The following is a 19,683-nucleotide window of genomic DNA, read 5'->3' on the forward strand; positions in this document are numbered from 1 at the left end:
CAGCCGAAACGGAGCTGGGTCATGAGCGACCGCATGGACGCCGTCCTCACCAGCATCGACCAGGCCCTCGACGGCTGCGACGACGACTGGGCCGTCTCCGGCGACGCCATGCGCTGGGCACCCCCCGGACAGGAAGCCAGCGAACCCCCTTGCGCCTGCACCATGTCCACCCTGTGCGACTACCACGGGCACGAACACCGAGCGCTGACCTCGCGCATGTTCGACATGGTCAACCTGAATTGCACCTGCGGGCACCTCGCAGTGTCGTTCCTCGGAGACGTGAACGACGAAGCGATCGAAGCGAAGTTCGCCGAGCACCTCGACGAGGCACGAGCACCCGCCGACGAAGACGAGTCGCTCGACCACACCATGCCCACCCAGAGCTGGGCCGTGACCGTCCCGGTCACCTGCACGTACGTGAACCACGAAGCCATGAACGACCTCTTCGACGAAGACGACCCGCGAAACACCATCCGCGACAACCTCAACCAGATGCAGGACGAAGCGTGGCGGGCCGCTCTCGAACACCTCCAGGCCGACACCGGAGCGTCCGCCAACGGCGAACCCGACGAGGGCCAAGAGGTGTTCATCGGGTTCGACGTCGTCGGCGACACCGTCACCTACGCGATGGTGTCCGGCGACTGCATCTGGCGGACCGGATCGTTCCCGGCCCCTGAAGGCATCGACGAGGAGTGGCGTGACCACATGGGCCAGATCGTCGTCAAGGGCACCTGGACCAGCCAGCCCACCACCGACCCTAGGAGCACACCGTGAGCAGCACCTACAAGGCCATCTGCCTCTCCCACAACCCCGCCATCGAAATCCACGGCGAAGACCACGACGACCTGACCTGGAACGACCGCGAAACCGGGCTCGGCGCCCTCGCCCGCCGCACAGGCGACCTCGCCGCACACAAGACGTGCGACCTCGTCCTCGGCGCCTACAGCTACCCGCTCTGGGAAATCACCTGCCCCGTGAGCTCCGGGAAGCGCGTCGAGGGCATCAAGGACGGGTCGATCTGCTGCCACAACTACGACAAGTCCATCCAGGTCGACTGGCTGCGCTTGATGATCGCCGCGCTCATCGAGCCCACGACGGCCACAAAGAGGGTCCTCGAACGCCGGCTGATCGACGGATGTTGGCCGCCTGACCGGGTCTTGCGGTTGCGGCCCCTCCTGCTTCCCGAGGAGGACCAGTGACCGACTCCCGGATCGGGACGCCAGCGGGCAAGCCGTCGACCACCTCCTCGAGCGCCACAACGCGGGCCTCGTCGGTGAGAAGGAGGCGATAAACCGGCTACTTCCCCGCCACCAGCGAAAACACTGGAATCAGTAGCCATGAAGTAACTCAACGCACACATAAACCCCGGGAAAACCGACACCACACCCCCTCCACCCACGATCCCGATGGAGGACCACATGGAAACCCGAGCACACACCGAGCGCGTCTGCGTCACCTGCCCCGCCCTCGGCCGCGATGGCGAGCACGACCGCCCACAGCCCAACCTGTACGACTACCGCCACTCATGCGGAGAATGCCGCGCCCAACTCCCCGGCATCCTGAAGCGGATCCCGCTCAACCACGCCGAGCTCGACCCCACACCCGGCTCCACCAAAGGCGAGCACGTCACCGGCACCATGGACGCCCCTCTCGGCGTCCGCGTCGCCGTCCTCGACGAACTCTCCACCGGCCCCGCCATCGCACTCGCCTCACCGCCCATCCCGATAGGGCCCGACCAAGAAGGCACCCTCCCCGCAGTCAGGGTCCTCGGGCACATCGCGCACGCCTGGCTCCCCGCCTGGCAAGAAGCCCACCCGGACGAACACCTCCCAGCCGCGACCGTGGAAGACCTCGCCGACTGGCTCGCCAAACGCGTCGACTGGGCACTCAACACCCTCCCCGCGCTCATGCCCGACCACGCCGCCTACCTCCGGGCACTCGACCACAGGCTCGACCGCCTCAATGGCAGTGGCACCAACAAACCCACCATCATCGATGGCGTCGCCTGCCGCGAATGCGACCGCTACTCCCTCATCCGCCAAGGCGACGACGTCATCTGCACCGCCAAAGGCTGCCGCTGCCGCATGTCCCCAGCCGAGTACGAGAGGTGGACGAAACTGTCTGCCGCCCACGCCCAACAAGACCACCAGAAGGCCGCGTAACCCATCAAGCAGCGGAAACACCCGCTACCCGTCAACACACCCATGAGAGGATGAAGCATGGACGACACGAACCACCTCCAAGCCACCGTCAGCGAACGCGGGCTCGTCTACCTCCCGCCCATCGAAAGCGGCCACCGGATCGCCGGCGGCCGAGCCAGGGCCGAAGTGCAAACCTCTTCGGCGGTGGAGCCGTCGGTCTGGCTGCGCGTCACCGACGAGATCGGCTACGACAACAACGGGGACGGGATCGGCCCGGTGCACACCGGTGACGTTGTCGAGCTCGCGCTGCACCTGTCGAACGGGGAGGCGGTGCGTCTCGCCGAGCAGATCATGGCGTTGACGGTCGGGACGCCGACGGTCGAGATCGGTGAGGGCTGAACCATGACCACTGTTGAGGACGCGATCGCCTGGCGCAACCGCCACGGCATCGCGCTCGCCGAAGCGTTCGGGCTCGACCCGGACAAGACCGCCGTCGACATCAGCGTCGAGCCGGACAGCGTCACCTTCAAACAGGTCGGCGCCGGCCACGACATACCCGCTCCGGCCGTCGTTCGGGGTGACGGCGTCAGCAGCGTTACGACCGTCGAGTTCCCTGCCGTGGCGTGGACTCCGGAGCAGCGGCGGGCGGTGAACGCCTACCTCGGTCAGTTCCCGGCGCGGGAGGACCAGCCGTGACCAAGCAGCAGTTCATCACCGAGTTCATCGGCTGGAGAGACTGATGGCCGATCTCATCACCGCAGGGATCGGTTTCGTCGGCGTACTTGCCGGTGGCTACCTCACCCACCGGACCCAGATGCGAGCGCTCCGGGACGCGCAAGCGAACGATCGACGCACCCGCGAAGCCGACATCGTCGGGGAACTCGCCTCCGCATCCATAACCTGGATATCCATGATCGGCAACAAGATCCTTGACGCCGAGAACCACGCCCGCGGCATCGGAAACATGGAGTACACCGCTCAAGCCATGGAACGATGGGAAGCCGATAGCCGCACTTTCACATCCGCGCTTGCGCGAGTCCGGTGCGGCACCCTCAACCCTGGGTTGCGGGACCCGCTCAAGAAGATCTGGGTGATCTGGCACGATGCCACCACCCTCGTCAACAGCGCGTACCTCGACGCAGACGAGATTCGCAACCACCGAAAAACCATGGACAGCTTCAAAGGAGCCACACGCTTCGAGACCATCAAGTCCTACCGCGCGGACATCGTGACCGCGATCGACGAACTCAGTGGCGCCAGCAGGGCATGGGGCGGCTATATCGAAGCCAAACGGCCATGGTCGAAGCGTGTTTTCGGGAGAGGTCGTGCGATGGAGGCAACCAGCAGCCAACACGGCGCGTGAACACCACATGGATCCCCTGACAATCACGTTCATCTCGATCGGCGTCTCCATCACCGTGTCCACCATCGTCACACTCGCCGTCGAATGGATAGCGAAACCACAACTCGAAGCCAGGAAAGAACACATCCTCGATCGACACCGCGCACTCCGAGCAATCTCCGCACTAGCGAAGACCGAAAAACGTCGTTCGATCGAGCTCGAACTGGACCGGATCGAACGTACCAGCCCTCTCCACGAATTCGATGAAGAGATCGAAGACCCTCCCAGCGAGGACAGTCCATACGGACAGTTCCGCCGCCTAAGGGCTGAGGTAGACCCACCTCAATACCACGTCGAAGAAATCATCCTCAGCTCGATCAGCAGCATGCTCTCCGTTTCGCCAGGGGTCGTAGAGGTACGAGACCGCGCCCACGTATTGGAAGCTGCCGCCAACGCGCTCACCGTGCCACGCTGGCGCCCCCGTACACGGAGACGCTTGTACAAGCAGTTCTTCGACACGCTCGGCGAAGCGGGGATGTGAGACATGGACTTCGCTTACAAACTCTTCGCCCTCGCCCACCTTCAGATCCGCGGCGAGTGGTTCGGGTACGCGGACGACATCAAGGAGCATATCGAACAACTCGGGTCTCAGCCGCCTCCCAGTTGACGAACTGGAAAACGGGTGTCACACTTGGGTGCATCTAGACGCTACCCAAATACTGAGAGCCTCACCCCCGCGGTGGGGCTTTTCGCATATCCGGGGGTGGAACATGGTTGACCCTGACGCGCTTGTCTCCGGCCCGGACGCCGCCGCGCACCTCACTGAGCACACGCCTTCCCGCGTCACCAACGACATGATCCGCAAGTGGGCGTCCCGAGGCTGGAAGGCCCGTGAAGGGGAGAAACGGAAGCTCGAAGCCGTCGACTATGAAGGCCCGCGCAACTCGGCCCGCTACCGGTGGTCTGATCTCCTCGACGCCGAACGCGACACCCGCCGCAACCCCAAGTCGCCCGGCCGCGCGAGAACCCCGCTCGCCGTCGCCGCCTAAACGGGAGGTGCCATGCCGTTCCCCAACACCTACCCCGAAGGCCACGAACGCCAATGCAAAGCCACCTCGAACCGCACCGGCAAACGCTGCGGGAAGTGGGCGCTGAAAGGCATGACCGTCTGCGGCACACACGGCGGACGCTCTCCCAGGGCCAAGGCCGGTGCCGAGCGCCGCCTCGCCGAACAGGAGGCACAGAAAGCTGTGAAAACGTTCGGCCTCCCCCGTGAAGTTGACCCCCGCGACGCGCTCCTCGAAGAGGTCTACCGCACCGCCGGCGCCATCGACTGGCTCACCTCCAAGGTCCGTGAACTCGAACCCGAAGCCGCCGTATGGGGCGTCACCGAGCAGGTCTCGAAGACCGCCACCGAATACGAAGGCGTCGACACCACCCATGCTGCCGCGGTGAACGTCTGGGTTGAGCTGTGGCAGAAAGAACGCAAGCACCTCGTCGACGTCTCCAAGGCCGCGATCTCCGCTGGTATCGAGGAACGGCGTGTGCGTCTCGCTGAGCAGCAGGGCGCGCTGCTCGCCTCGGTGATCAAGCAGATCCTCGGCGACCTTCAGCTCACCCCCAGGCAGGCCGCTGAGGCGCCCAGGATCGTCTCTGACCGGCTCCGTGCCGTCTCCATGTCTCTCAACTAGCCGGCCAGGAGAGGGTGATGGACACCCTCAACGCCTTCGAGGCCGCCGCCCGGCACTTCGAGCCACCCGAACCTCGCGATACCCCGTGGAATACGCCGCTGGATCTCGCCGTGGCACTCGACCCCCGCACTGTCCGCACACCAGCCCTGGACCTGATCGGCTCGGCTCTGGTCGATGTCGCTGAGGGCCGCTGCCAACGCCTCATGATCTCGATGAGCCCGCAGGAAGGAAAATCTGAGGCGTGTTCGCGCAGGTTTCCGACGTGGATGCTCGCGAAGTACCCGTGGCTGCGGATCGCGGTCGTGTCGTACGCGCACGGCATCGCCAGACGTTGGGGCCGGCGCATCCGGGACGACATCGGCGAGCACACCGACAAGCTCGGTATCAGCGTCGACCCGGCGACGTCGGCGGCCGATGAGTGGAAGCTCCTCGGCCACGACGGCTCAGTCTACTGTGTAGGAATAAAAGGCGCGTTGACCGGCAAACCGGTCGATCTGCTTATCATCGACGACCCCTACCGCGACGGCGAACAAGCCGACTCCGACGCCTGGCGCGAAACCGTCGAAGACTGGTGGACCGAAGTCGCCATCCCCCGCCTCGGCCCCGGTGTCGCTTGTGTAGTGATCCAGACCCGCTGGCGGCATGACGACCTCTCCGGTTGGCTCCAGGCCCGCGACGACGGCATCGACTGGCGCGTCATCAACATCCCCGCCAAGGCCGACCACGACCCGAACAAGGGTGAAACCGACGTCCTCGGGCGCGCGGTCGGCGAGTACATGATCTCCGCCAGGGGCCGCACCCGAGAGCAGTGGGAGCAGCGTCAACGCGAGGTCGGCTCCAGGGCATGGCTCGCGCTCTTCCAGGGCCGGCCAACCCCCGCCTCCGGCAACGTCTTCCAACGCACCTGGTTCACCGATCACGCCTACGAACAACCCCAATGGACCGAACACCCCAACGGGACACGGACCGCGCTCGGCTTCGACGAGATCATCGCCTCCTGGGACATGGCATTCAAAGGCACCGACGGCTCCGACTACGTGTGCGGACAAGTATGGGGCCGCCGCGGCGTCGAAGCATGGCTCCTCGACCAAACCCACGGACACCTCGATTTCGTCGACACCCTCGAAGCCGTCCGGACCCTCGCGGCCCGCTGGCCGCAGGCGACCGCGAAGTACGTCGAGGACAAAGCGAACGGCACCGCCGTGATCAACATGCTCCGCCGGACCGTCGCCGGGCTGATCCCGGTCGAACCGGAAGGCTCCAAGGTCGCCCGTGCTGCCGCGGTCTCCCCGTTTATCGAGGCCGGGAACGTCCACGTCCCAAATGTCGAACTCGCGCCGTGGGTCGGCGACCTCATCGAAGAGGCCGCTGGTTTCCCGCGTGCAGCGCATGACGACCAAGTGGACGCGATGACACAGGCACTGAACCGGCTCCTGCTCAACCCGCTCCTGATCGATAACGACGTGATCGAGGACGACGAAGCCGAGCAGTACATCAGCCCCTACTAACCCAGGGAGGGGGCCCCGTTGAGTCTCCTGCCCGCGCCGGTCCGCCGCGTCGTCGAGTCCGTCCGCAGCCGCATCACCGCCCCAGTACGGGAAGAGCTGACCGCGGAGCGGAACAACAACGAGCTCCTCTCTGAGGCCGTCGCCGATCTCGAGCGGCACCTGTACGAGCCGGAGTGGATCCGTCTCGCCGCGCTCACCGAGGTCGAGTTCTCCGTCGACGGGATGCGGCAACTCCGCGCGATCTGCCGGCTCATGACGCTGAAGAACCCGATGATCAAACGCGGCGCTGCCCTCCGGGCCGCGTACGTGTGGGGTCAGGGTGTGGAGATCACCGCCCGCGCCAACGGCAAGAACGGGCAGCAGGACGTCCAGGCTGTTGTGACGGCGTTCCTCGACGATCCGGGGAACCAGAGGACGATCACCTCCGCGCAAGCCCAGTCCGAGCACGAGCACGCGCTCTACACCGATGGTGAGCAGTACCTTGCCTGTTTCACCAACCCGCGCACGGGGTTCGTGCAGGTCCGGAAGCTCCCCGCCGACGAGATCACCGAGATCATCACCAACCCCGAGGACACTACTGAGCCGTGGTTCTACCGGCGGCAGTGGACACAGGTCGGCTACGACGCGCAAGGCACCCGCACCACCCAGACCCGTGAACGCCTGTACCCGTGCATCGACTACAAACCCCGCTTCCGCCCCAGGGTGTTCGCTGGTGTCGAGGTCGCGTGGGACGCCCCGGTGATCCACCAGGCCGTGAACCGGCCCTCCGGGTGGCAGCACGGCGTCCCCGACTCATACGCCTCGATCGATTGGGCGAGAGCCTACAAGGTGTTCCTGGAGGACTGGGCGACCGTCGTCAAAGCCCTATCGCGGTTCGCGTTCCGGATGACATCGAAAGGGTCGGCGCGGGCGCAGGCCAGGGCCGCGCTTTCTGCTGCTCCTCCTCGTGACCCGGTCACCGGGAAAGCCCAAGACGCCGGCGCTACTGCGGTCACCCCGATGGATGCGATCCTCGAAGCCATCCCCAAGTCCGGTGCGACGATCGACTCCGACTCCGGCCGCCCCATCGCCTCCATGGCCGCCGCCGGCGTCGGCCTGCCCGTCACCATGCTCCTCGGCGACCCCGGCACCACCGGCGCCAGGGCGACCGCCGAAACCCTCGACCAGCCCACCGAGCTCGAAATGGGGCAACGCCGCCAGCTCCACACCGCGCTGCTGCGCCGCCTCCTCGCCTACGTCATCACCGCCGCCGTCCGGGCGCCCTCCGGGCCGCTCAAGGGCACGATCACCCGCGACCCCTACTCGGGGGCGGACACGGTCACGCTCGACGGCGACACCTCCACGGTGGTCGACATCGACTGGCCCGACCTCGACGACACCGACGTCACCGACCTCGTGCAGGCGATCGTGCAGGCGAACGGGACCGGGACGATTCCGCCTGAGCATGTGCTGCGGCTGCTGCTGACCGCGCTGGGTGTGCGGCATGTGGACGAGCTCGTCGAGGAGATGCTCGACGACGCTGGCGAGTTCCAGTGGCCGAAGAAGCCGCCCCTCGGTCCTGGTGGGGATGCGGCGGCGCTCATGCGCTCGGGCCGTGACCCGACCGGTGCTGGGCCTGGACCGATGGATGAACCCAACGACCCTCCTGACAACGACTCCGGTGAAGACGGCACCGAGGAAGATCCGGCCTCGGATGAGGAGGACGACGAGGACGAGGAGACCGGCGGGGGGCCGTAGATGGCTCTCACCCGCTCCACCATCGCGTTGACGCGGAGACTCCGGCGCGACATCGGCACCGAAACCGATGACGCGGACCGGCACCTCACCCGGCAGTGGGTCGAAGCGTGGGACCGGCTCGCACCCACCTGGAGTAGGGCAGTCACCGAGCTCGCCGCGGCGGCCGTCGCCGCAGGCTCGTGGCCGACGGTGCATCAGATCGCCCGCTCGACGGCGATGGATGCGCTCGTGGCGTCCCGCGTGGAGCTGGACAAGCTCTCCACAGAGACGGACACGACTGCTTCGGCGGGCGCTGAGCGGGTCGTGGAGATCGATACCGAGCTCGAACCCAGGATCATCGCCTCGCAGGCTCCGGAGACGCAGCAGGAAGCCCTCACCAGGTACATCCTCCGGCGAGAGCAGGACGAGCCGGACGTCACCGATGGCGGCATGGTCCCCCCACCATCTGCTACTGACGTCCTCGGCCAGGTCACGATCGCTGGTCTTATCGCCGGAAGGTTCGAGCCCAGTGCGCTCGCGGCGATCATCGCCAGAGCGCAGGGGCAGATCCACGCCGACACCTTCCCCCTGTCTCCCGCAGCGGAGCAGGCGATGAAGGACGCGCTGATCGAGGGCGTGATCGTCGGCGACCATCCCGAACCCATCGCGAGGGACATGCTCGCCCGGGTCGAGCAGGCGTTCAACGGTGGGCTCACGCGGGCCATGAACATCGCCCGTACCGAGATGCTCGACGCCTACCGTGCGTCCTCCGCATATACGCACCGAGCGAACTCCGACCTGGTCAAGGCGTGGGTCTGGTACGCCTCCACCGACCGTTTGACATGTCCTGGATGTTTTTCCCGACATGGGACGGTCCACCCGATTACCGAACCGGGCCCGGACGACCATCCCCGTGGCCGGTGCACTCGCCTGCCGAAACTCGCCACCTGGGAAGAGCTCGGCATCCGCGCGAAAGAACCACCCCCGATCGTCCTCGACGGCGAGCAATCCTTCCGCCGCCTCTCCCGCGCTGACCAGCTCGACGTCATGGGCCCCACACGTCTCGCGCTCCTCGACTCCGGCGACATCACCTGGGACCAGCTCGCCACCTGGCGCGACAACCCCCAGTGGCGCCGCTCCAACCAGCCCACAACCGTCCGCGACCTGCAACGCATCGCTGATCAGGAGGTCTCTCGTGTCTCGTAAGCGCAAGCCCATGCACCCGCAGCGGCGGCGCGCCGTAGCGGAGTCGGTGGCCGCGCCCGTCCGAGAAGCGGTGTGCGAAGCCGGTATCGCCGAAGCCATCTCGAAGCCGGGCCGGATGCTCATCCGCCTCATCTCGGCGGGCTGGAGTCTGAACAGCAACTTCTATCCCGCCGAGGTGCTCAAGCGCGACGGTGCGAGGGCGTGGCCGGCGGGGACGCAGGCGTTCATCGACCACCAGTCCGAAGACGAGGAATACGAACGCCCTGTGGGGTCGGTGGAGAAGCTCGCCGCGGTCCTCACCGAAGACGCCCGCTGGGACGAAGCCTCCAAGTCGTTGGTTGCTGAGGCCCGCCTGTTCGAGCCGTGGAAGACCCCGCTCATGGACATGGCCCGCGCTGAAGCCGAAGACGGCATCCCCGTCATCGGCATGTCCATCCGGGCATGGGCATCCGGCGCCCCCGGCGAAGCCGAAGGCCGCTCGGGCACGGTCATCGACCGGATCGACCAAGGCCGAAGCGTCGACTTCGTGACCAAGCCTGCCGCGGGCGGGCGCATCCTCGCCGTCCTCGAATCGATCCAGAACCACCAGGTCGTCGAAGCCCGCACGATCGGCACCTGGCTCGAGAGCCGACTCCACCTTGCCTTGACGCAGTTCGCGGACGACATGTACGGCGACGGCCGCCTCACCCGCGCCGAGCGCATCGCGCTCTCCAGTGCGATCGGTGACGGCCTCCAGGCGTGGACCGCGCGAGTCGAAGCCGACGCGCCGCAGTTGTTCAAGCGCGGCCCGTGGGACGACGCGCCTGAAGAGGATCGGGTCGACGAGGCGCTCGCCGACGACACCCGCGCCCGGCTCCAGCGGGCCGTGTCCGCCGCGTACGGCGACGACAACGACGAATACGACGACACGTGGGTCAACGATTTCGATCCCGACGAGGGCTTCGTGATCTTCCACGCCGGGGACAAGACCTGGCGCCAGGCCTACACCACCGACGGCGGTATCGCGCTCGACGGCGACCGCGTCGAGGTCACCCGCCGCACCACCTACGAGCCCATCACCGCCCCCGCTGACGAAGCGGTGACCGCTTCGGCCCGGCTCTCCCCCATCGAGGTCGCCGAAGACCTCGCCCGCGCCGACCAGGCGCTCACGAACTCACCGACCAGCTCGGTGACGGCCAACGCGCCAGGCTCCCCGCCTGCCGCAACCCAACCATCCGAAGGAGATTCCGCGATGAGTGGAACCACCACCGAGGCCCCCAAGGGCCCCGAGGCGGGGAACCAGAACGGCACCCCCGTCGCCGAAGAGGTCGCGGTCGTCGCCGCTGAGCGCGACCAGTACCGCGACCGCTGCAACTCCATGACCGCCGCGCTCACCGAGGCCCAGGCCGAGGCGCGCACCGCCCGCGCCGAACGCGACCAGGCCGTAGCCCGGTCCCTGCTCCTGGAGGGCAACGAGGCCGGACGGATCGCCGTCGACGCCGCGCTCGCCGCCGAGGAGTCCGGTGTCCCGGAGTCGATGTACGCCTCGATCGCGCCCCGCGTCCACGCCGCCGTCCGCGGCAACGTCCCCATGGAGGACGGGAAGGTCAACACCGCAGCGCTCGAAGCGCTCGTCGCCTCCGCGATCAAAGCGGAGCGGACCTACGTCGCCTCGGTCCTCGAATCCCAGGGGATCGGGCAGCCCGCCGGGCTCGGCGGCGACCCGAACACCATGACCGACGCCGACTTCGAAGCGCAGAACATCGCCGCGTTCGAAGCGCTCGGCATGGACACCGAAACCGCCAAGCTCGCTGCGAAGGGGCGATAAGCCATGGCTACCAACCAGGTTCTGAACCACGGCGACCAGTTCTCCGTCGCCGCCGCCGACGTCAACGCCCCCGCCTCCCCCGAATCCGGGGACGCGGTCGTGATCGACCAGCTTCCGGCCGTGGCGCTGACGAACGTCTACACCGACACCGACGGCACGAACCGGATCACGGTCAAAACCAACGGGGTCTACGAATTCGCGGTCAACGCCAACAACGGCGCGATCGAAGTGGGCCACGTCGTCCACATCCACTCCACCACGGGGGCCGTGACCAACACGGCCACAGGCGGGGTCCGGTTCGGCTACGCGCTCGGCGCGGTCGCCAGCTCCGCCACCACCGTCATCCCCGTCAAGATCGGCTACTAGGAGGCCCACCATGGGACGAAATGACCTGCTCGAGGTGGGCACGTTCAACCGAGCGAACGCCTCCGAGTCGAAGATCTACGCCGGCGACGGTGCTCCCGTCGCCGCCCGCGCCCGCAAGGCTGCGGCGAACCCGAACTACCAGAAGCAGTTCTCCGAGGCTATGGGCCTGTACATGAAGGTCATCAAGGGCGACCGCCGTGCCGCCCTCGATTTCCAGGAGGCGATGACCACCTCGGACTTCAGCTTCCTGTTCGGCGACATCATCGATCGGCAAATGCTCGCGAATTACCAGCAGATGCCCGTCCAGTGGACGTCTCTGGCTCGCGCTGGCCGCGTCCGCGACTTCCGCACCGTCAAGCGGTTCACCCTTGACGGCGGCGAGTCCACACTTCAGGAGGTCGGTGAGCAGTCCGAGTACCCTGCCGCTGACCTGGCGGACGGCGAGTACGAGTACCGGGTCCGCAAGTTCGGCCGGCGCATCCCGCTGTCGTGGGAGACGCTGATCAACGACGACCTGGACGCGTTCGCGGACATCCCCCGCCGGCTCGGCAACGCCGCCCGCCGCTCGGAGGAGCGGTTCGCCACGTCGCTGTACGCCACCTCGGCGGGCCCGGATTCGACGTTCTTCTCTGCGGGGAACGCGAACTTGACCGACGAGCAGCTCACCGTCGCGGGCCTCCAGGAGGCCATGCGGATGCTCGGCGAGCAGACCGACGCCGACGGCGACCCGATCTACATCGAGGCCGCTACCCTGGTCGTCCCGCCCGCGCTCGAGGTCGCCGCGAGGAACATCCTCAACGCGACCGAGATCCTCGCGGGCACGGGCGGCGGGGACGGTGTCTCGAACGACCAGCTGCGGGTGACGAACTGGATGCGCAACCGCGTGTCCCTGATCGTCAACCCGTGGCTGCCGATCATCGACACCACCACCGGCTCGACCGCCTGGTACCTGTTCGCGAACCCGAACGACGGCCGCCCGGCGATGGAGATCGGCCGCCTCATCGGGCATGAGAGCCCGGAGCTGTTCCAGAAGTCCCCCAACGCGACTCGTGTCGGGGGCGGCCTGGTCGACCCGACCGACGGTGATTTCGACACCGACTCGGTCGAGTGGAAGGTCCGCCACGTGCTGGGCGGGACTCTGATGGACGCTAAGAGCGCGCTGGCCTCGACTGGTACGGGGTCTGGAAGCTAATAGCACCTGGCTTCCCGTGATGGTGAAGCCGCGCGTGGCATCCACGACAGAGAGTCATGAGGTTGCTGGGGTCATGATTGGTCTTCCCCCAGTCGATGTGGTGAATCACCAGTTCCCCAGCAACCTCTGGCTCGGGCGCGAAACCGCAGATCCGGCAGGTGTTGCCGTCACGTTCACGGATTGATTCCCGGAGTCGTGGTGTCCATCCGGGAGCGTACGGCAAGAACGAGATACCACCACGCCAACGGAAGTGTTTCGGGCCTTGCATATTCGGCTTCTCCCGAGCCCGCATATCGGGGTCCTTGTTTGCGCACTGGCGTGAGCAGTAGGTGTATCGCTGGAGGGTGGCGCTGGTCCGCCACACGGGCTTGTCGCACATCTTGCACGGCAGCCATTGGCCCTGCCTCAGCTTGAGATTGGGCCCAACAATGCCGACAGCCCGGCAAGCTCGGCTGCAATAGTTCGACTCGTACTTCTCCAGTTGCGACGGTTTACGGGTGAATTCTTTCCCGCAGGTGGCACACTCGGCAACTCGTCGTTCGCCACTACCCCAATGGGCAAGTTGCATTTGCCTTCGGGACTCGGAAAGGCATTCGGGTGAGCAGGAGAACTTGCCGCTTTTGTTCTGCTTGAGCCTGCTGGGTTTGACGGTGAATTCGGTTCCGCACACGTTGCAGGACACGATGACTCGTTGAGGTTTTCCCACCTTAATAGACTACCACCAAGGACGTGACGATCAATCATGAGTACCCGGCCAGGGGGAGAGCAGCCACAGGAACCATCGGTGACTGGGCTGCTCTCCGACATCCTCGACGAACTCCGGGATCTGAACCGGAAGACCGCCCGGCGCGAACCCCGTGACGGGCGCATCTACCTCGAAGAACCCGCACCGATCCGGGAGCGGCCGTGACCATTCCGCACACGCTGCACCAGATCTGGATCGGCCCCGACCCGCTCCCCGCGGAATACGCCGCCTATACGGAAGGCTGGCGGCAGCTACACCCGGACTGGGAGTACCGGCTGTGGACCGAGGACGCGCTCCCGGTCATGCGCAACCGGGACCTCTACGACAGGGCCGAGGAGCTCGTCCCTGAGCATTCGGTGTGGCAGTTCCGGTCTGATGTCCTCCGCTACGAGGTCCTGTGGTCCTACGGCGGCCTGTATGTGGACGTCGACTTCGAGTGCCTCCAGAACGTCGAACACCTCCTGGGTGAGGCTGAGGCGGTCGCGGCGTGGGAAGCGCAGGACCGGTGGGTCAACAACGCCATCCTCGGTGCAGAGCCAGGCCATCCGTTCATCGACCGGCTGATCACCGGACTTCCTGCGTCGGTCGAGCACCACCGTGGCCTGCGCCCGAACATCTCGACCGGCCCGCAGTACCTGACTGGGCTGTGGCGCCGCCACCGCGACGAGCTCACCGTGCTCCCACAGGCCCTGTTCTACCCGTACTCGTACGCCGACGTCGGCACACCGAAAGAACACGGGCCGTGGCCTGGCGCTGTGGCAGTCCACCATTGGGCGAACCGGCGCCGCACCATCGCCAGGGGAGGCCAGCGGTGAAGACCGTCACCCTCCCCGCCGGCGCCGACTGGCGCGGCCGATCGCTCATGCCCTTCGTCACGATCGAGGTCGACGAGACCGACCACATCGGCCGGATCATCAACCGCGGCACCTGGTACGAGAAAGACCTCCTCGACGACGCCTTCGCGCGCGTCCAGGGACCGGGGACCGCGATCGACGTCGGCGCCCACATCGGCAACCACGCCTTGTGGTTCGCGCGGGCGATGGGCCTCAGCGTGGTCGCGCTCGAACCCAACCCGACGACCCACGAGCAACTCCTACGCAACGTCGCAGCGAACGACCTCAGCTTCCCTTACCCAAACATGCCTTCGGTGCGGTGCCTCAACGCCGCCGCCGGGGCCCGCCACGGTTGGGGCCGCATGACCGAGCCCGCGATCGCGCACAACTCCGGGACGTGCGCCGTCGTCCGCGAACCCGACGACGTCGAAGCCGGACCGGACCACATCTCCATCCTCCCGCTCGACCAGCTCATCCTCGCCGCCCCCGTGAAGCTCATCAAGGTCGACGTCGAGGGAGCCGCGGGCGCTGTGCTCGTCGGGGCCGTTGAGCTCATCGACGAGCACTCCCCGGTGATCTACGCCGAGGGCGACCGGGACGCGATCCAGGACGCACTCCCTGACGGCTACCACTGTTTCGGCAGGTTCGCGAAGACCCCGACCTACGGATTTTCCCGATGACCGTGTCTGTCGCGATCATGGCCCACCCGAAGCGGTCCGAGTTCATCCCCGAACTCGAGGCCCAGTTGGATCGGCCCGCGACGGTGGCGTGGGACGACGGCTCCAACTCCCGCTGGGGCACCGGCCGGAGGGCACTGCTCGCCTACGAACCCGCCGCGACGCATCACCTCGTCATCCAGGACGACGCTGTCATCCCCCGCGACCTCGTCGCCGGCGTCGAAGCTGCACTCCAGTACACGCCAGGGGACGTCCCGGTGTGCCTCTATGTCGGCAAGACAAGGCCCTACCGGGAGATGGTCCGCGAGTACGTCAAACGTGCTGAGCAGGGCGCGTCGTGGCTGGTCATGGACCAGATCAACTGGGGTGTCGCAATCGTATTCCCCACGAACATCATCGACGACATGGTCGCGTGGTGCGACACGCAGCGGATCCCGAACTACGACTCCCGCATGTCGCTGTGGTTCGAGCACCAGGGGATCCCGACCTGGTATCCGTGGCCGTCACTCGTCGACCACCGCGAATCCCCCTCACTCGTACCCGGGCGCGGCCACTCGGGCAGGGTCGCTCACCGCTTCATCGGCGCCGATGTCTCGGCGCTAGACATCGACTACTCCGGTGACGTGCTGCGTCTCCCGAGCGTTTCTGACTACCGGCCAGGAGGTCAACCCATGCTGTTCTACTGCACCAAGCACGACAATCTCTCCGTCCCGACCATCGGGGTGCGGTTCAAGGACCACTTCGCGGAGGCGACGACGAGGGGCGCGATCGCGTATCTCCAGTCGCCGTTCATGCGCCGCCGCGGCGTCCGCCCCGCGACCGAAGAGGAGGAGGCCGCGTGGCGCGGCGAGACCACCGGTGGACCTGTGCTCGTCCAGGAGCCCGCACCGGTCAACCCGCCCGCCACGCAAAACCCGGCCCCTGACGGGCAGCACGAGGCCGTTCCCGACGGGAAGGCCGAAGAGGTGCTGGCGTGGGTCGGCGACGACCCCAGCCGCGCTCAGGGCGCCATTGACGCCGAGCAGCAGCGGGAGAAGCCTCGCAAGACCCTGCTCGCCAAGCTCGAGACCATCGCCAGGGCGGAGTAGTCAGCGATGGCGATCGACTACGACACCGACCTGGGCCGGGTCCGGCTGCTGATCGCCGACACCGACGAGCCGAGCAACCTGCTGCTCACTGATGAGCAGATCACCACGTTCCTGTCCATGGAGGGCAGTGTCAAGCGGGCCGCGGCGCAGGCGCTGGACACGATCGCCTCGTCCGAGGTGCTGGTGTCGAAGAAGATCCGCACCCTCGATCTTCAGACGGATGGTCCCGCGGTCGCTGCGGAGCTGCGGGCCCGCGCGAAAGAACTGCGGGACCAGGACGACGCGGACAACGACGACCCATGGGCGATCGACGTGATCAACTTCGACCCGTGGGCCGCCTACCGGACCGAGGGAATCTAGGCCATGCCGCTCCCCAACACTCGGGTGTTCTCTCCCGGATGGGACGCCCACCATCGGCCGGTCGCTGAGGGCGGCCAGACGTCGCTGGGGATCATCCGCCGCCAAGACGCCGAGGGCGTCTTCGATCCAGACACGATGCAGACGACCTGGCCGCCGCCGACCACGATCTATGGCGTCGACGAGCCAGCCCAGATGCGGATCGTCCGCGACGGCGTCGAAACCACCCGCCAGGTCGGGGAGCGGACGGTGGTGATCCGGTCCTACATCGTTGCGATCCCCGCCGGTGCACCCGAGATCCGCATCAACGACGAGGTCGTGCCCTCCACCGCTTCAGACCCTCGCCTGCCGGACAAATCCTTGTGGGTGCATGACGTCCGGTACGGCTCCCAGGTGTGGGAGCGGGACCTGGTCTGCCAGAACACCCCACCCACCACGAGATAGGGGTGTGCTGTGGCTGAGTTCGAGTTCGAGACCGTCGAGATCCGCTCGCTCGAGCGGGACATCGAAGTCGCCACACCTACGGCGAGGAAGTTCGTCCGAGACACGGTCCGCAAGGGCATCTTCGAGATCGAAGCCCGCGGCAAGGTCAACTCCCCGTACCGGACCGGGAACCTCCGCAACTCGATCACCTCAGATTTCATCGGCTCCAACCGCGATGTCGCCCAAGGCGAGACGGGCCCAGAGGCGGGCTACGGCTGGTTCGTCGAAGGCGGCACCGAGAGGATGGCGCCGCAGCCGTACATGGGGCCCGCGTTCGACGCCGTCGAACCGAGCATCATCGAAGCCCTGGAGAGTATCGACCCGTTCGAGGGCACCTGATGGACGCATCCCGGCCGTTCCAACTCGCCGTCAAGGCCATGGTCACCACGGCGCTCCCGTCCATCCAATACCACTACGGGGGCGTGAAGGTCACCGACGAAGAGCTGGTCTACCCGTATCTGGTGCAGTGGCCGACGCCCGCGACCGGACGGATCGTGAACCTTGCGGGGAATCTGATCCCGGTCATGAACTACGCGAAGTTCGTCGCCGTCGGACTCTCCATCGATGAGGTCATGACCATGCTCGACCGGGTCGGGCAGGCACTCCGCGGGAAGAAGCCCGTCATCGAGGGCTGGCAGGCGGGGTTTCTCCGGGAGCTCCCGAACGAGCAGCCCATCAGCGAGAACACCGAGACCATGGTTGACGGCCAGCCCACCTACCGGGGCTGGGCCGACTACCAGATGAGCGCCGAACGCGCACGCGTCACTGGTTCTTGAACCCCTCGAGGATCCCACGGACCACCGCCGACAGTACGGCGATCGCAACACCGGTCCAGAACAGCGGGAACAGCCACCCCGGCATCTCCGCAGGGTAGGTGTCGTCCATCGCGTAGCTGATGGCCGCCGCAATGACGGTGACGACGGTGAACGCGATACCACCCCAGATGAGCAGTCTCCACATGCGATTCATCCGCTCACCGTAGCGGCCCTGTGGCGTGCCCACATCCACCAGTCGGGGGAGGCGTGCGTGTACGTCCGGCTCCGCTCCCTCACCACAGGACACCAGTGGGACTCGTGTGAAACCGCCGCGGAGGCGTACCTCGCGTCCGGCGGTGTCGAGATCGTCCGTCCCCGGCCGCGCCGGGGCCGCATGAAGCCCCGGCGGGACCTCGCCGGCGGCAAACCCCGGCCACAACCAATGAAGGAGAGAACGCCATGAGCGACCAAGTGCCGCTTTCGGTCTCGGCGGACGGCAACCTCAAGGTGCTGTGGGTGCCCGCGATCGCCGACACCACCGCGCCCACCATCGACGAAGTCACCGCTCTCGAAGTGGTGGAGCTGTCGTGCTATCTCACCGCGGACGGGTGGACCCCGGCCACCGATGAGCAGGTCTCGAACGACGACCGGCTGTGCTCGAAGCAGACGTTCGAGAAGCGCGGACGCTACACCGACACCCTCAGTGTCACCTACGTCTACCAGGGCCAAGAGCTCACCGCCGAGGACAACAAAGCCCAAGCCACGATGCAGGAGGGCGAGGCCGGGTTCGTGGTCGCGAGGTGGGGCGCGGACTATGCCGTGCCGATGGCCGTCGCCGATGTCGTCGACGTCTACACCGTCGAGTGCGGCATCCCCGTCAAGCAGGCTCCCGAAGCGAACGCGCGCCTGCGGATCATGCAGAAGCTGTTCGTCACCAACACCACCCAGCGCGACAAGGCGATCGTCGCCTCATAGACGGGGGCTCGCGCATCAACCTGGCCGGGGTGCGCGAGTCCCTCCACCATGTTCGGCCAGGATCTACGGCCAGGAGAAGGACGATGACCACCAAGAAGAAGGTCAAGACCGCAGCGGAGAAGCTCGCCGCCGCCCGTCGCGCGCAGGACGCGTTCACGATCTACATGCCGGGGCCGCTGAAAGCCGAATGGAACCGCGTGTCGGAGGAGTTCGACCGGGAGAACCGGAAGGTCGCCACGGGGATGCTCAACGAAGGCGCGCTCAAGCAGAAGCTCGCCGCCCAGATGGCGAAGCTCGAAGACCAGATGCGCGAAGATGCCATCGAGGTCACCCTGGAGGCGCTCCGCCGCCAGCGGACCCCGTCCACACCGAAAGACGCCACGACGTGGAACGAGCTGGTCAAAGCCCATCCCCCCAGGAAGGGCAAGGACTCGAAGCCCCTCCCCGAGGATTCCCCTGGGGTGAACATGGAGACGTTCCCCGAGGCGCTCATCAAGGCCTCCGTCGTCGACCCCGAGTTCACCGACGAGGAGTGGGAGCAGCTCCTCGGTGAGGTCATGAACGACGCCCAGTACGACCAGCTGTTCGCGATGTGCTGGCGGCTCAACAAGTCCGGGATCGACGTCCCTTTCTCGTCAGCCGCCTCGAGGACCCTGAACTCCGGCGGCGAGTCGAACAGGCAGAACGACTAGGGGTCTCACTCAAACGGTTCGAGGGCTGGGAGCCGGAGACCGTCACCGAGTACCGCTACGACGAGCACGGGCGCCTCACCGAGTCGGTCACCCGCTCCGATCCGGAGTG

Annotated in this window: 27 protein-coding genes; 25 read left to right on the forward strand and 2 right to left on the reverse strand. The window is 66.5% G+C overall.

Going from position 1 to position 19,683, the window contains the following annotated elements; genetic code table 11:
* The first annotated feature begins 21 nt into the window (after positions 1-21).
* The 15 genes from YWW_RS0118060 (at position 22) to YWW_RS0118135 (ending at position 12,969) form a co-directional block, all read left to right on the forward strand.
* A complete protein-coding gene (locus tag YWW_RS0118060; protein WP_026931206.1) occupies positions 22-774 on the forward strand; it encodes a hypothetical protein in 753 nt (250 codons plus the stop codon).
* Positions 771-1,199, forward strand: coding sequence for a hypothetical protein (locus YWW_RS0118065; protein WP_026931207.1), 429 nt, complete (start codon positions 771-773; stop codon positions 1,197-1,199). The genes YWW_RS0118060 and YWW_RS0118065 overlap by 4 nt, the downstream gene beginning before the upstream one ends.
* A gap of 219 nt (positions 1,200-1,418) precedes the next feature.
* Complete coding sequence (locus tag YWW_RS0118070) at positions 1,419-2,162, forward strand: hypothetical protein (protein ID WP_035696909.1); 744 nt, start codon at positions 1,419-1,421, stop codon at positions 2,160-2,162.
* 57 nt (positions 2,163-2,219) lie between these two features.
* Positions 2,220-2,540, forward strand: coding sequence for a hypothetical protein (locus YWW_RS0118075; RefSeq protein WP_026931209.1), 321 nt, complete (start codon positions 2,220-2,222; stop codon positions 2,538-2,540).
* A 3-nt stretch (positions 2,541-2,543) separates the two neighbouring features.
* Positions 2,544-2,837 carry a hypothetical protein gene (locus tag YWW_RS0118080; protein ID WP_026931210.1) on the forward strand — a complete coding sequence of 98 codons (294 nt, stop codon included), beginning with the start codon at positions 2,544-2,546 and terminating at the stop codon, positions 2,835-2,837.
* A gap of 43 nt (positions 2,838-2,880) precedes the next feature.
* The gene (locus tag YWW_RS0118085) at positions 2,881-3,504 is read left to right on the forward strand and encodes a hypothetical protein (protein ID WP_026931211.1); all 624 of its coding nucleotides are present in this window, start codon (positions 2,881-2,883) and stop codon (positions 3,502-3,504) included.
* Positions 3,505-3,511: 7 nt separating this feature from the next.
* Positions 3,512-4,024, forward strand: coding sequence for a hypothetical protein (locus YWW_RS0118090; RefSeq protein ID WP_026931212.1), 513 nt, complete (start codon positions 3,512-3,514; stop codon positions 4,022-4,024).
* 229 nt (positions 4,025-4,253) lie between these two features.
* Positions 4,254-4,532: a hypothetical protein gene (locus YWW_RS0118100; protein ID WP_026931213.1), complete on the forward strand. Its 279-nt coding sequence runs from the start codon at positions 4,254-4,256 to the stop codon at positions 4,530-4,532.
* Positions 4,533-4,544: 12 nt separating this feature from the next.
* The gene (locus tag YWW_RS0118105; protein WP_026931214.1) at positions 4,545-5,174 is read left to right on the forward strand and encodes a hypothetical protein; all 630 of its coding nucleotides are present in this window, start codon (positions 4,545-4,547) and stop codon (positions 5,172-5,174) included.
* A gap of 17 nt (positions 5,175-5,191) precedes the next feature.
* A complete protein-coding gene (terL, locus tag YWW_RS0118110; protein WP_026931215.1) occupies positions 5,192-6,682 on the forward strand; it encodes a phage terminase large subunit in 1,491 nt (496 codons plus the stop codon).
* Positions 6,683-6,700: 18 nt separating this feature from the next.
* On the forward strand, positions 6,701-8,419 hold the full coding sequence (locus YWW_RS0118115) for a hypothetical protein (protein ID WP_026931216.1): 1,719 nt from the start codon (positions 6,701-6,703) through the stop codon (positions 8,417-8,419).
* Positions 8,420-9,604 (forward strand): minor capsid protein, encoded by a 1,185-nt coding sequence (locus YWW_RS0118120; protein ID WP_026931217.1) that lies wholly within the window; start codon positions 8,420-8,422, stop codon positions 9,602-9,604.
* Positions 9,594-11,411, forward strand: a complete 1,818-nt coding sequence (locus YWW_RS0118125; protein ID WP_155830244.1) for a hypothetical protein — start codon at positions 9,594-9,596, stop codon at positions 11,409-11,411. The genes YWW_RS0118120 and YWW_RS0118125 overlap by 11 nt, the downstream gene beginning before the upstream one ends.
* A gap of 3 nt (positions 11,412-11,414) precedes the next feature.
* Complete coding sequence (locus YWW_RS0118130; RefSeq protein WP_026931219.1) at positions 11,415-11,777, forward strand: DUF2190 family protein; 363 nt, start codon at positions 11,415-11,417, stop codon at positions 11,775-11,777.
* 10 nt (positions 11,778-11,787) lie between these two features.
* On the forward strand, positions 11,788-12,969 hold the full coding sequence (locus tag YWW_RS0118135) for a phage major capsid protein (RefSeq protein ID WP_026931220.1): 1,182 nt from the start codon (positions 11,788-11,790) through the stop codon (positions 12,967-12,969).
* On the opposite strand, the gene YWW_RS38290 is transcribed toward YWW_RS0118135, so the two are convergent.
* Complete coding sequence (locus YWW_RS38290) at positions 12,926-13,537, reverse strand: HNH endonuclease (RefSeq protein WP_425402704.1); 612 nt, start codon at positions 13,535-13,537, stop codon at positions 12,926-12,928. The genes YWW_RS0118135 and YWW_RS38290 overlap by 44 nt on opposite strands.
* Before the next feature lie 216 nt (positions 13,538-13,753).
* Here YWW_RS38290 and YWW_RS37830 point away from each other — a divergent pair, with 216 nt between their 5' ends.
* From YWW_RS37830 to YWW_RS0118175, 8 genes are read left to right on the forward strand one after another with little or no spacing between them, the layout of a single operon-like run.
* Positions 13,754-13,879: a hypothetical protein gene (locus YWW_RS37830; protein ID WP_281171014.1), complete on the forward strand. Its 126-nt coding sequence runs from the start codon at positions 13,754-13,756 to the stop codon at positions 13,877-13,879.
* The gene (locus YWW_RS0118145; protein WP_026931221.1) at positions 13,876-14,529 is read left to right on the forward strand and encodes a glycosyltransferase family 32 protein; all 654 of its coding nucleotides are present in this window, start codon (positions 13,876-13,878) and stop codon (positions 14,527-14,529) included. Before YWW_RS37830 ends, YWW_RS0118145 begins: the two co-directional genes overlap by 4 nt.
* Positions 14,526-15,227 (forward strand): FkbM family methyltransferase, encoded by a 702-nt coding sequence (locus tag YWW_RS0118150; protein ID WP_026931222.1) that lies wholly within the window; start codon positions 14,526-14,528, stop codon positions 15,225-15,227. The genes YWW_RS0118145 and YWW_RS0118150 overlap by 4 nt, the downstream gene beginning before the upstream one ends.
* Complete coding sequence (locus YWW_RS34265) at positions 15,224-16,312, forward strand: hypothetical protein (RefSeq protein WP_051326000.1); 1,089 nt, start codon at positions 15,224-15,226, stop codon at positions 16,310-16,312. The genes YWW_RS0118150 and YWW_RS34265 overlap by 4 nt, the downstream gene beginning before the upstream one ends.
* 6 nt (positions 16,313-16,318) lie before the next feature.
* Positions 16,319-16,672, forward strand: coding sequence for a hypothetical protein (locus tag YWW_RS0118160; RefSeq protein ID WP_026931223.1), 354 nt, complete (start codon positions 16,319-16,321; stop codon positions 16,670-16,672).
* A 3-nt stretch (positions 16,673-16,675) separates the two neighbouring features.
* Positions 16,676-17,113 carry a DUF6093 family protein gene (locus YWW_RS0118165; protein WP_026931224.1) on the forward strand — a complete coding sequence of 146 codons (438 nt, stop codon included), beginning with the start codon at positions 16,676-16,678 and terminating at the stop codon, positions 17,111-17,113.
* Between the two features lie 9 nt (positions 17,114-17,122).
* On the forward strand, positions 17,123-17,491 hold the full coding sequence (locus tag YWW_RS31380; RefSeq protein ID WP_051326001.1) for an HK97-gp10 family putative phage morphogenesis protein: 369 nt from the start codon (positions 17,123-17,125) through the stop codon (positions 17,489-17,491).
* The gene (locus YWW_RS0118175; RefSeq protein ID WP_026931225.1) at positions 17,491-17,928 is read left to right on the forward strand and encodes a hypothetical protein; all 438 of its coding nucleotides are present in this window, start codon (positions 17,491-17,493) and stop codon (positions 17,926-17,928) included. Before YWW_RS31380 ends, YWW_RS0118175 begins: the two co-directional genes overlap by 1 nt.
* On the opposite strand, the gene YWW_RS0118180 is transcribed toward YWW_RS0118175, so the two are convergent.
* Positions 17,915-18,121, reverse strand: coding sequence for a hypothetical protein (locus YWW_RS0118180; RefSeq protein ID WP_155830246.1), 207 nt, complete (start codon positions 18,119-18,121; stop codon positions 17,915-17,917). The two genes, YWW_RS0118175 and YWW_RS0118180, sit on opposite strands and share 14 nt — an antisense overlap.
* Before the next feature lie 245 nt (positions 18,122-18,366).
* On the opposite strand from YWW_RS0118180, the gene YWW_RS0118185 reads away from it, so the two are divergent.
* The gene (locus tag YWW_RS0118185) at positions 18,367-18,882 is read left to right on the forward strand and encodes a phage tail tube protein (RefSeq protein WP_026931227.1); all 516 of its coding nucleotides are present in this window, start codon (positions 18,367-18,369) and stop codon (positions 18,880-18,882) included.
* Between the two features lie 83 nt (positions 18,883-18,965).
* On the forward strand, positions 18,966-19,574 hold the full coding sequence (locus tag YWW_RS0118190) for a hypothetical protein (protein ID WP_026931228.1): 609 nt from the start codon (positions 18,966-18,968) through the stop codon (positions 19,572-19,574).
* Positions 19,575-19,683: the final 109 nt, after the last annotated feature.

Source organism: Glycomyces tenuis DSM 44171 (assembly GCF_000427885.1).
Taxonomy (GTDB): Bacteria; Actinomycetota; Actinomycetes; order Mycobacteriales; family Micromonosporaceae; genus Glycomyces; species Glycomyces tenuis.